This is a genomic window from Flavobacterium piscis, from assembly GCF_001686925.1.
GTDB lineage: Bacteria > Bacteroidota > Bacteroidia > Flavobacteriales > Flavobacteriaceae > Flavobacterium > Flavobacterium piscis.
The window spans coordinates 284953-298205 of the sequence record NZ_LVEN01000010.1 but is presented as its reverse complement, the minus strand read 5'-3'; the positions used below and the strand labels follow the sequence as shown (position 1 = coordinate 298205).

The following is a 13253-nucleotide window of genomic DNA, read 5'->3' as shown; positions in this document are numbered from 1 at the left end:
TCTGCTAAATCTGCGAGAAAAAATAAATACACAGAAAAAGAAATCATTTCAAATCCTTTAATCTGTGGCAAAAAAAATAATCCAAATTAAGGATAAAAAATAAGTTTTTGTTGAGTTTCTAAATCGGGTGAAAGCACAAGCAACACCCGATTTATTAAAAATGAATTAAGAAAAATATCATGAAAAATTACCTCCTTCTTCCCGCTTTAATCCTTTCAGTTTCGATTGGATACAGTCAGAAAAACAAAAGTGCTTACGAATTGGCATCGCCAAACGGAAAAAACAAAATTAAATTTGAGCTGGTAAAAAATGCTCCAAAATACGCAGTTTCTCACGGAAAAACCGAAGTGATTTCTCCGTCAGATATGGGATTTTTGCTAAAAGGAAATGAAGATTTAAGCTCAAATTTTGAAATTAAAGGTGCCAAAACTTCAACTTTTGACGAGACTTGGGAACAAGTTTGGGGGGAAAAGAAAAACATCAGAAACAATTACAATCAGCTTGTAGTTGATTTACAGCAAAAAACAGGAAACAAACGTAAATTACAAATTCAGTTTCGTGCGTTTGATGACGGAATTGCTTTTAGATATGTGTATCCAAAGCAAAATGTAAAAGACAGTATTTTCATTACGGATGAAAAAACAACTTTCAATCTAAAAGAAGATGGAAAAGCATGGTGGATTCCGGCAAACAGAGAAAACCGCGACGAATATCTTTTTAAAGATGCGCCGGTAAGTACTTTGGACACCGTTTTAACTCCACTAACAATTGAAAGTAAAAGCGGATTGGCTCTAAGTTTTCACGAGGCAAATCTGATTGATTTTGCGAGTATGACTTTGGTAAACACAAAAGGAACCGAATTAAAATCGGATTTAGTGCCGTGGCCTGATGGAGTAAAAGTTCGTGTAAAAGATACGTTTACTTCATCTTGGAGAACACTTCAAATTGGAGAAAATCCAGGAGAATTAATTACTTCTTATTTGGTTTTAAACCTAAACGAACCAAACAAATTAAAAAATACAGCAAGTTATTTCAAACCTTATAAATATTTAGGAATTTGGTGGGGAATGCACATCGGGAAATATACGTTCTGGGAAAGCGACAAACAAGGTGCAACAACCAAACATGCTGAAGAATATATTGATTTTACAGCAAAAGAAGGCTTTCATCATTTACTGATCGAAGGATGGAACAAAGGATGGACGCCGGGCTGGTACGAAAACCGCATGCACATGTTCAGCTTCACGAAAAGCGCTGACAATTTCGACCTTGAAAAAGTAGTGGAGTATGGAAAGAAAAAGAATATCGAATTAATTGGATATCACGAAACAGGTTCGAACTTAATTAACTATTTAAAAGAAGTTGATGAAGGTTTTGCTTTATACAAGAAACTAGGAATTCATACTGTAAAAATCGGTCACGTGGGTTCCAAATTGAATATGAAACAAATGCACTTTGGACAATTTGGAGTGAATTATTTTAGATACATTTTAGAAAAAGCAGCACAATACGATTTAGCCGTTTTATACCACGAATCGATAAAAGATACAGGAGAACGCAGAACTTTTCCAAACATGGTTTCGAGAGAGGCAGCGCGTGGACAAGAATATAACGCTTGGAGCGAAGGAAATCCGCCAAACCATTTAACTATTATTCCATTCACAAGATTACTTTCCGGACCAATGGATTTTACGCCTGGAATTTTTGATGTTGAGGTAAAACAAGGGTATCCGGGAAAAAGAATTCAGGGAACAGTGGGACAGCAATTGGCACTGTATGTTACGATTTATGCACCAATCCAGATGTTGGCCGATCTTCCTGAAAACTACGAAGGAAAACCAGCTTTACAATTCTTAAAAGATGTTCCGACAGATTGGGAAGACACTAAAATCTTAGAAGGAAAAATTGGTGAATACATTACAACAGCAAGAAAAGACAGAAACAGCGCAGACTGGTATTTGGGAACTTTAACCAATGAAAAACCAAGAAATGTAGAAGTTTCACTATCATTCTTAGATCCAGCAGCAACTTACGAAGCACAAATTTATGTGGATGCCGAAGGAACAGATCAAACGCACAATCCAGAAGCAGTTGCCATTTCTAAGAAAACAGTAAAAGCTTCAGATGTTCTAAATCTAAAATTAGGCGGAGCAGGCGGTGGAGCAGTAAGATTTAAAAAGCTGTAATTTGAGTTAGAGGTTAGATGTTAAAAGTTAAACGTTAGGTATAAACCAGACAGGTTTTTTACAACCTATCTGGTTTCGTAACGCAACAATTACATATAATTGTAGAGACGCACTGCAGTGCGTCTAACATATAATTAGAAAATAAATATTTAGCCACAGATTAAATGATTAAAATGATTTTTTTTCTCTCGCAGATTTAGCAGATAATGCAGATTTTTTATTCCAATCGGTATAAATAAAATATAGACACAGTAAAAAAGATTTAAATCTGCATGATCTGCTAAATCTGCGAGAGAAAAGAAAAAAATCCTTTAGAATCCTATTATCCCGATAACTATCGGGAGTGGCAAAAAATAAAAAAAACCATTTCAGATGAAAAAACTTTTAATCATAGCAACATTTTTATTTAGTTCAATCCATTTATTTGGGCAAAATGAAAATCGAATCATAAAAGTTTATTATAAAAAAGAAGCAGGAAAATTAAACACCATGTTTAAAGAATGCATTGGTGCCGGAAGAGCAAACGAAGGTTTGAGAGCCGACTGGCAGCAGCAATTGGCATTGGTTAAAAAAGAATGTGATTTTAAATACATCCGTTTTCATGGTTTATTGTCTGATGATATGGCGGTTTATCGTGAAGATAACAAAGGAAATCCGGAATACAATTACCAATATATAGACGTTTTGTTTGATTATATTGTGAGTTTGAAAATGAAACCCTTTGTAGAACTAGGTTTTATGCCTAATGCTTTAGCAAGTGGAAAAGAAACTATTTTTTGGTGGAAGGGAAATGTAACACCTCCAAAAGATTATAAAAAATGGGAAGATTTAATTAAAAATCTAACCGCACATTTTAAGGAACGTTACGGAGATGAGGAAGTAAAAACATGGTATTTTGAAGTCTGGAACGAACCTAATTTAACTCCGGGTTTCTGGACAGGAACTCAAGCAGAATATTTCAAATTATACGAATACGCAGCACGCGGAATAAAAGCTGTAAATCCATCATACAAAGTTGGTGGACCCGCAACGGCTGGAGCAGGATGGGTGCCGGAAACAATTGATTTTTGTGAAAAAAATAATGTTCCACTTGATTTTATTTCGACCCATACTTATGGTGTTAATCAAGGATATTTGGACGAATTCGGAACTTCTGGAACAGTTTTGAGCCCAGACATCAATAGTGTCAACGGAGATGTTAGTAATTCGCGTAAGCAGATCACCAATTCGTCTAAACCAAATTTAGAATTGCATTATACAGAATGGAGTTCATCTTACACGCCAGCCGATCCAATTCACGACAGTTATCATTCGGCAGCTTATATTCTGCAGAAATTGAAGCAAGTAGGCAATGATGCAAACTCCATGTCATATTGGGTTTTTACTGATATTTTTGAAGAACCAGGACCAAGATTTACACCTTTTCACGGAGGTTTTGGACTGTTGAATACGCAAGGAATTAAAAAGCCGGCCTATTTCTCTTATTATTTAATGAATAAATTAGGAGAAACAGAACTTCAAAATTCAGATAAAGCGTCGTGGACTTCTAAAAATGCAAAAGGTGATGTTCAGGTTTTGCTATGGGATTTTACCAATACACATCCGGGCGATAAAGTTTGGAACCAAACTTATTATGTTCAGGATCTTCCATCAAAAGAAAAAGGAAAAGTAAAAGTTGAAGTCAACGGAATGCAGAAAGGAAAATATCTGCTAGAAATTTACAAAGTAGGATATAAATCAAACGACGTTTATGCAGATTATTTGGCAATGAATAAACCAAGTCAGTTAACGCGTCAGCAGGTTAATTCATTAAAAGAAAAAAACAACGGCGCACCAATTGCAACAGAAAAAATTACGATTGACGGAAAAGGAACTTTCAGCAGAGAATTTAAAATCAATGAAAATGATGTTTTTTTTCTTAATCTGATTAAACAATAAACAAAAAACCACAAACATAAAAAATAATATTAACGGTATTTAAAGATCATTTGTGAGGCTGAGAATCTTTAAATCTAAACACCTAACTATCTATGAAAAACAAAATGATATTCCTTTCGGCAGCAGTTGTTTTTGCATTGTTTACTTCTTGTAAAAATGATGCGAAGACAGAAGCTTCAAATTCGGATTCACCTCAGACAGAAGAATACACAGGAAAAGAAATAAGCACAGATCATGATGCTGAAATCGACAAATTGATTTCGCAGATGACATTAGAAGAAAAAATTGGAATGCTTCACGGGAACAGTATGTTTGCAAACGCAGGCGTAAAACGTTTAGGAATTCCAGAATTAAAAATGGCCGACGGTCCGTTGGGAGTTCGTGAAGAAATCTCAAGAGATAATTGGGCTCCGGCAGGTTTAACAAACGACTTTGCAACGTATTATCCGGCAGGAGGCGCTTTGGCTGCAACTTGGAATGCAGAAATGGCGCATACTTTTGGAGCTAGTTTAGGAGAAGAATTACGTGCAAGAGACAAAGACATGTTACTTTCGCCAGCCATCAATATGGTAAGAACACCGCTTGGAGGAAGAACTTACGAATACATGTCTGAAGATCCGTTTTTGAATAAAAAACTTTCGGTGCCATTGATTGTTGGTTTACAAGAAAAAGATGTAATGGCTTGCGTAAAACATTATGCAGCAAACAATCAGGAAACGAATCGTGATTTTGTCGATGTACAAATTGATGAGCGTACACTTCGTGAAATTTATCTTCCCGCTTTTGAAGCTTCGGTAAAAGAAGCAAAAGCCTATAGTATTATGGGAGCTTACAATAAATTTAGAGGCGAATATTTATGTGAAAACGATTATATGCTGAATAAAATCCTTCGTGACGAATGGGGATTTAAAGGTGTAGTAGTTTCAGACTGGGCTGCGGTGCATTCTACAGCAAAAGCATTAAAAAATGGTTTAGATATTGAAATGGGAACACCAAAACCATTCAACGAATTTTTCTTAGCCGATAAATTAATTGCAGCCGTTAAATCTGGAGAAGTTTCAGAAAAAGAAATTGATCTGCATGTAAAACGTATTTTAAGAGTTTTGTTCCAGGTTAAAGCAATGGGCGGAGGCGAGCGTGCAAAAGGAAGCATCGCAACAGAAGCACATTACCAGGACGCTTACAAAATTGCGGCAGAAGCAATTGTATTGTTGAAAAACGATAACAATGCTTTACCATTAAAATTAGACGGTGTAAAATCGATTGCTGTAATTGGAAACAATGCTACAAAGAAAAACGCTCTTGGCGGATTTGGAGCTGGAGTGAAAACAAAAAGAGAAGTTACGCCTTTAGAAGGTCTTAAAAACAGATTACCTTCTTCAATTAAAATCAATTACGCAGAAGGTTATTTAGAGCGTTACGACGAAAAAAACAAAGGAAATTTAGGAAATATTACTTCTACAGGACCAGTTACAATCGACAAATTGGATGACGCTAAAGTTCAGGAAGCAGTAGAAGCAGCTAAAAATTCAGATGTTGCGATCATTTTTGCAGGTTCAAACCGTGATTACGAAACAGAAGCTTCAGACCGTAGAGATTTACATTTGCCTTTTGGACAAGAAGAATTAATCAGAAAAGTAACGGCAGCCAATCCAAAAACTATTGTAGTAATGATTGCAGGAGCTCCATTTGATATTAATGAAGTAAGCCAAAAATCGTCAGCTTTAGTTTGGAGCTGGTTTAATGGTTCTGAAGGTGGAAATGCTTTGGCTGATGTAATTTTAGGAAAAGTAAATCCGTCAGGAAAATTACCTTGGACAATGCCTAAACAACTAAAAGATTCTCCAGCACATGCAACAAACAGTTTCCCTGGAGACAAAACGGTAAATTATGCAGAAGGAATTTTGATCGGATACCGTTGGTTTGATACTAAAAATGTTGCGCCACTTTATCCTTTTGGTTACGGATTGTCGTACACCACTTTTGCGCTTGATAATGCAAAAGCAAATAAAGAATCGTACGCTCAAAACGATGTAATTGAAGTTACAGTTGACGTTAAAAACACTGGAAAAGTAGACGGAAAAGAAGTGGTACAATTATATACTTCTAAATCTGATTCTAAAATTACACGTGCCGCTCAGGAATTAAAAGGTTTCAAAAAAGCTGCCGTAAAAGCGGGAGGTTCAGAAAAAGTAACGATCAAAGTACCAGTAAAAGAATTGGCTTACTACGATGTTGCAGCCAAAAAATGGACAGTTGAACCTGGAAAATATACGATCAAACTGGGAACTTCTTCTAGAGATATTAAAAAAGAAATTCAGGTAACAATCCAATAATACTTGAAATACTAATGCTCTTTAATTTTTATTAAAGAGCATTATTTTAATCTGTAGGTTGTAATTAAATTTTTATGTATTACGCACAACAGTTATTTTAATAAATAAAATGAAGTTGACTGAATAAAACTTAGAACTAACTATTAAACCAAACCAAATGAAAAATACTATTAAGAGTTACCTGTTTAGTGCCATGTTGAGTTTGTCGTTTTTAACGATCTGGGCTTGCAGTTCAGACAAAGACGCAGCAGATCCGGCAACTGTAGAAAAAATGCTGAGTGCAGATACCAATAAAATTGATTTTTTAGGTAAAGGCAGTGAAGCTATTGTAAAAGTTAATGCCAATGTACAGGCCTGGACAATTACAAGTACTAATGCAAACTGGCTACAATTAAGCCAGTCATCAGGAGTTAAAGGAACAGTTATCGTAAAAGTAACGGCTTTAGAAAACACAACAACAGAGGCAAGAACGGCAACCTTAACAGTAAGTTCAGGCGAAGCTCCATCAATTCAGATTGCAGTGTCGCAAGCAGCAGGAAATCCTGTTACAGGTTTATACCCAAGTTACAACACCAACCCAATTGCAGCTGATGCTTCAGGAATGTCAAGTACCGCAGTGCAATTAGCTGCAAAAATAAAACTGGGCTGGAATATTGGAAACACTTTAGAAGCGACTAACGGAGAAACCGCGTGGGGAAATCCAAAAGTGACAAAAGCCTTAATCGATGCTGTAAAAGCAAGCGGATTTAATGCCATTAGAATTCCGTGTTCATGGAATCAGTATTTAGAAAATTCGGCTACAGCCAAAATTAAAGCAGATTGGCTAAACCGCGTAAAAGAAGTCGTGCAGTATTGTGTAGACAATAATATGTATGTGGTAGTAAACATTCACTGGGACGGTGGATGGTTAGAAAACAATATTACCGAATCCAAAAAAGTAGAAAACAACGCCAAACAAAAAGCATTCTGGGAACAAATTGCAACGCAATTACGCGGATTTGATGAGCATTTGCTTTTTGCCAGTGCCAATGAGCCGGCGGTTGAAGATGCAGCACAAATGGCAGTTTTAACATCTTATCACCAAACTTTTATTGATGCTGTTCGTTCAACTGGAGGTAAAAATGCTTACAGAACATTAGTAGTTCAGGGCCCAACAACAGATATCGAAAAAACAAATAAGTTGATGACCAGCCTGCCAACAGATGCAGCAGCAAATCGCATGATGGTCGAAGTACATTATTATACACCATGGAATTTCGCCGGATTAACCAAAGACGAAACCTGGGGAAAAATGTTTTACTATTGGGGAGCAGCTTATCACTCAACGACAGATACGGATCGAAATGCAAATTGGGGTGAGGAAGCAGATTTAGAGAAAAACTTTAAATTAATGAAAAACCAGTTTGTTGATAAAGGAATTCCGGTTTTATTAGGAGAATTTGGTGCCATTCGCAGATCGACTTTAAGCGGTGATGCCTTAACTTTACATTTGGCTTCAAGGGCTTATTATTTAAAAACAGTGGTAAAAACAGCCAAAGCAAATGGTCTATTACCATTTTATTGGGATGAAGGAAGTCTTGGTGACAACAGTTTCGGAATCATTAACAGAGCTAATAATACAGTTTCTGACACTCAGGCTTTGAATGCAATGATCGAAGGATTACAGTAAAAAATCTATTTACTATCTAAGGGATAAAAGATAATTTAAGTTTGATTTAAAAGTTCAAGTTCAGATTCTGATTATTCACAATTTTGTCATTTCGACCGAAGGGAGAAATCACACTAGGTGATCGACAATGAATGTCGCCAATTTTTGCGGAGTTTCTTGTGTGATTTCTCCTTACGTCGAAATGACAAACTATATCGTTTTTGCATTTAATTAAAATAAAAACAATAGATTCATCATATAAGTGATATAAGAAAATATAGGCACAATCCGCATCTAAGGCTTAGGTTCTCTTATATCACTTATATGGTTTAAACAATTAAAACAATGAAGAAAAACATAATCTTTCTTTTTATAATGTGCAGCATCCTGGCAAACGCCAATGTTAGAATGCCATTGTTGTTTTCTGACGGAATGGTGTTGCAGCGCAATAAAGAAATTCCGGTTTGGGGCTGGGCAGAGTCAAACGAAAAAGTAGAAGTTCATTTTAACAAACAAACCAAAACCATCCAAGCCGATAAAAACGGAAAATGGATGATTACATTATCTGCCGAAAAAGCCGGAGGACCTTTTGAATTATCCATTACAGGAAAAAATAAAATCATCATCAAAAATGTTTTGGTCGGTGAAGTCTGGATTTGCAGCGGACAATCGAACATGGAATTTCAGATGTATAAAACCATGAATGCTGATAAAGAAATGGCCGACTCAGATTATCCCATGATTCGTCATTTTGGAGTGGCGCAGGATTTAAGCGGAACCCCAAAAGAAGATCTTAAAGCAGGAAAATGGCTTGTTGCCAACAAAGAAAACATTCGCGATTTTACAGCTGCTGGTTTCTTTTTTGCTAAAAAATTATATGCAGAACTTAAAATCCCAATCGGTATTATAAACACTTCCTGGGGCGGAACCAATGTAGAAACATGGACAAGCCGTGAAGCATTCGAAAAAAGCGATGATTTTAAAAGCATGATTGCAGATGTTCCTCAGGTGGATATGGACGCCGTTTTTGAAGTCTATAAAAGAACACTTCTAGAGAATATTAGAAAAATACAAGGTTTTGATGTTTCTATGGAAAACGAAAACCAGTTTGCAGCATTCAGTTTTGATGATAAAAACTGGCCAGAAATAAAAGTACCGTCCTTATGGGAAAACCAGCAAATAGGCAATATTGACGGCGTAGTCTGGATGCGAAAAACAATTACCTTAACGGCAGAACAAGCCAAAAGTGAGGCTGTTTTACATCTTTCAAAAGTAGACGACGAAGATATTACCTATGTAAACGGCGTTGAAGTTGGAACCAATAAAATTTGGGAAACCTTAAGAGTTTATAAAATTCCCGCAGGAACTCTAAAAGAAGGAAAAAATGTAATCTCAGTTCGCATTGCAGATTATTCAGGCGGCGGCGGAATTTATGGTGATCCTGCCGATCTTAAAATTCAGTTTGCAGACAAAAATATTCCACTCGAAGGACTTTGGAAATTCAATGTTGTGCAGGTAAAAATTGCCGTTTCACCCAACAGTTATCCATCGTTATTGTACAATGCAATGGTCAATCCGTTGGTTCCGTATGCGTTTCAGGGCGTTTTATGGTATCAGGGCGAAGCCAATGTTTGGCGCGCAAAACAATACAAAAAAGCATTTCCGCTAATGATCAACGATTGGCGAACAAAATTCAAGCAAGGCGATTTTCCTTTCTACTTCGTTCAATTATCCACTTTTGATGAATTCAAAGGAAACAGTAAAGTCGGAAGCCGTTGGGCAGAACTTCGTGAAGCACAAGCCGAAACTTTAAAATTAAAAAATACAGGAATGGTCGTTACCACAGATATTGGTAATGCAAAAGACATTCATCCCACAAACAAACAAGATGTCGGCTTACGTTTGGCAGCAATTGCACTGAATAATGTGTACGGTAAAAAACAAATTTATAGCGGACCAACTTTTAAATCTCAGGAAATAAAAGGCAATCAAATCCTTCTCACATTCGATAATATTGGTTCAGGATTATCAACTCCGGACAAGTCAGAAAACGTAAAAGGATTCGAAATTGCAGGTGCCGACAAAGTTTTTCATTCCGCGAAAGCGATAATAAAAGACAACAAAATCATCGTTTCCAGCGACGAAGTAAAAAATCCTGTGGCTGTCCACTATGGTTGGGCAGACGACGATACCGAAATCAATCTTTTCAATAAAGAAAAATTTCCGGCATCGCCTTTCAGAACCGACAATTGGGAAATGATTACGGCAAATGAAGTTTATAAGGTTAGTAAATAATATTTGGGCGTGACCGTATTTACAAAAGGCGCTACTTAACAAACCGCTTATGTGCGCCTTTCGCAAATACGGTCGGGCTATCACTGCTACTGCGGTAGCTTAGCTCTATCCCTCACGCAAAAGGGTTAAACGAGATGTTTATTTTTATAAATTTGGATATTGCTATCATTCAGATGAATTAAAATCCATCCCTACAAAATAATCGAAGCCAAAGGCTCTTTCAAAATTTCCGGAGGAACGAGCTATATTGTAGCAACGGATTTCAATCCGTTGTACGCGAGATTAGCATATTTAAACCGTATTAATTCAAAATCAAAAAAGAATACATGAAATCAAACCTCATAAAAATATTCTTCATTGTACTATTAGCTTCTTTCTGTACAAACATGACGGCACAATCCAGTCATGTTTTGTGGTACAATCAACCCGCAGAATTCTTCGAAGAAAGTTTAGTGTTAGGAAACGGAAAAATGGGAGCAACCGTTTTTGGCGGAGCAAACTCAGATAAAATTTATCTGAACGATGCGACTCTTTGGTCGGGCGAACCCGTAAATGCCAAAATGAATCCCGAAGCTTACAAAAACATTCCGGCCATTCGGGAAGCACTCAAAAACGAAAATTACAAACTAGCCGAAGAACTTAATAAAAAAATTCAGGGAAAAAACTCAGAATCATTTGCGCCTTTAGGAACATTAGAAATCAATAATTCCGAAAAAGGAAAAGCGCTGAATTATTGCAGAGAACTGGATCTTTCGAACGCCATATCAAAAGTAAGTTACGAGTTAAACGGTGTGAAATTTACCCGTGAATATTTTGTTTCGGCTCCGGATCAAATTATGATCATCAAATTGACAAGTGATCACAAAGGAGCTTTAAATTTTGATGTTAATTTTAAGAGTCTCTTAAAATCAAATGTCGAAGTAAGAAGCAATATTCTGGTAATGAAAGGTTCCGCACCAATTCATGAAAATGCCGGATATACTGTTTTGCCAAAATATCTTGAAGCAAAAGAAAGAGGAACACGATTTACAACTTTAGTTCAAATCAAAAAAACAGACGGGAAAGTTACAAGTTCCAGAGAATCTCTAAGTTTAAGAGATGCCACAGAAGCCATTATTTATGTTGCTGTTGCCACAAGTTTTAATGGTTTCGACAAAAATCCAGCTACCGAAGGTTTAGATGATGTATCAATTGCGTTGCAAAATCTCAATAAATCATTCGCAAAATCATTCGATCAGTTAAAAGAAAACCATACAAAAGATTATCAAAAATTCTACAATCGTGTCACTTTAGATTTAGGCAAAACAACCGCTCCGGATTTACCAACAGACGAACGTTTATTGCGTTACGCTGACGGAAAAGAAGATAAAAACCTCGAAATTCTCTATTTCAATTTCGGACGTTATTTGCTCATAAGCAGTTCGAGAACTTTGGGCGTTCCGGCCAATTTGCAAGGAATCTGGAATCCGCATTTAAATCCGCCGTGGAGTAGTAATTATACCATGAATATCAATCTGGAAGAAAACTATTGGCTGGCCGAAAACACTAATCTTTCAGAAATGCATTTGCCACTTTTAGGATTTATAAAAAATCTTTCGGTAACCGGAAAAGTAACCGCAAAGACTTTTTACGGAGTTGATAAAGGCTGGGCAGCAGCGCACAATTCTGATATCTGGGCCATGACAAATCCGGTGGGGCAATTCGGGAAAGAAGATCCAATGTGGGCATGTTGGCCACTTGCTGGCGCATGGTTAAGCACGCATATTTGGGAGCATTATATTTTTACACAGGATAAAGCCTATTTAAAAAATGAAGGTTATCCGTTAATGAAAGGTGCAGCTGAATTTCTTTTAGGATGGATGGTAACCGATAAAAACGGAAATCTAATCACATCGCCATCCACATCACCCGAAAATCAATACCTGACACCAGATGGTTTTGTTGGCGCAACCCTGTATGGAGGAACGGCTGATTTGGCCATGACAAGAGAATGTTTTGACAAAACGATAAAAGCTTCGAAAGCCTTAAATACTGATGCCGATTTTAGAGGAAAACTAGAAACAGCACTTTCAAAATTGCATCCGTATCAAATTGGTAAAAAAGGAAATCTTCAGGAATGGTATTTCGATTGGGAAGATAAAGATCCCAAGCACCGTCATCAATCGCAATTGTTCGGACTATTCCCCGGAGATCATATCACGCCAGAGAAAACGCCTGATTTAGCCGCAGCTTCAAAAAAGACTCTGGAAATAAAAGGCGACGAAACCACAGGTTGGTCAAAAGGCTGGAGAATCAATCTTTGGGCAAGACTTTGGGACGGAAATCGTGCCTATAAAATGTTCAGGGAATTATTGCGTTACGTAGATCCTGACGGAAAGAAAACCGAAAAACCAAGAAGAGGAGGAGGAACGTACCCGAATTTATTCGACGCGCATCCGCCATTTCAAATTGATGGAAATTTTGGCGGAGCCGCAGCCGTTGCCGAAATGTTGGTTCAATCTAACGAAAACGAAATCAGATTATTACCCGCTTTACCGGATGCCTGGGAAACGGGATCAGTAAAAGGAATTTGCGCCCGTGGCGGATTTGAAATCGAAATGAATTGGGAAAATAAAATCCTGAAAAAAGTGACGGTTTCATCTAAAACAGGAGGAAAAACGACTTTGATTTTTGGAGATAAAAAACAAAATATCACGTTGAAAAAAGGAGAAAAACTAGAAGTGAACTGGTAAAAGATATTCTAAACGCAATCTTTGTCAAACCCGACATGTTTTTAAAACCTGTCGGGTTTCGCTATAAGGAGTTTGTTCTTTTTTACAAATTTTCGGTATTGGAATTGTTAGATTTACA

At 36.9% G+C, this 13253-nt stretch carries 6 protein-coding genes; all 6 read left to right on the top strand.

Annotation, left to right across the window (positions count from 1 at the left end):
* The first annotated feature begins 179 nt into the window (after nucleotides 1-179).
* The 6 genes from FLP_RS06860 (at nucleotide 180) to FLP_RS06835 (ending at nucleotide 13135) form a co-directional block, all read left to right on the top strand.
* Entirely contained in the window at nucleotides 180-2186 is a 2007-nt protein-coding gene (locus FLP_RS06860; protein WP_065448766.1) for a glycoside hydrolase family 97 protein, read from the top strand.
* A 372-nt stretch (nucleotides 2187-2558) separates the two neighbouring features.
* Nucleotides 2559-4124, top strand: coding sequence for a GH39 family glycosyl hydrolase (locus FLP_RS06855; protein WP_065448765.1), 1566 nt, complete (start codon nucleotides 2559-2561; stop codon nucleotides 4122-4124).
* A gap of 92 nt (nucleotides 4125-4216) precedes the next feature.
* A complete protein-coding gene (locus FLP_RS06850; RefSeq protein ID WP_065448764.1) occupies nucleotides 4217-6460 on the top strand; it encodes a glycoside hydrolase family 3 C-terminal domain-containing protein in 2244 nt (747 codons plus the stop codon).
* Between the two features lie 157 nt (nucleotides 6461-6617).
* Nucleotides 6618-8129 carry a cellulase family glycosylhydrolase gene (locus FLP_RS06845; protein ID WP_083195808.1) on the top strand — a complete coding sequence of 504 codons (1512 nt, stop codon included), beginning with the start codon at nucleotides 6618-6620 and terminating at the stop codon, nucleotides 8127-8129.
* Between the two features lie 324 nt (nucleotides 8130-8453).
* Entirely contained in the window at nucleotides 8454-10403 is a 1950-nt protein-coding gene (locus tag FLP_RS06840; protein WP_065448763.1) for a sialate O-acetylesterase, read from the top strand.
* Nucleotides 10404-10729: 326 nt separating this feature from the next.
* Nucleotides 10730-13135, top strand: coding sequence for a glycoside hydrolase family 95 protein (locus tag FLP_RS06835; protein WP_065448762.1), 2406 nt, complete (start codon nucleotides 10730-10732; stop codon nucleotides 13133-13135).
* Nucleotides 13136-13253 lie beyond the last annotated feature (118 nt).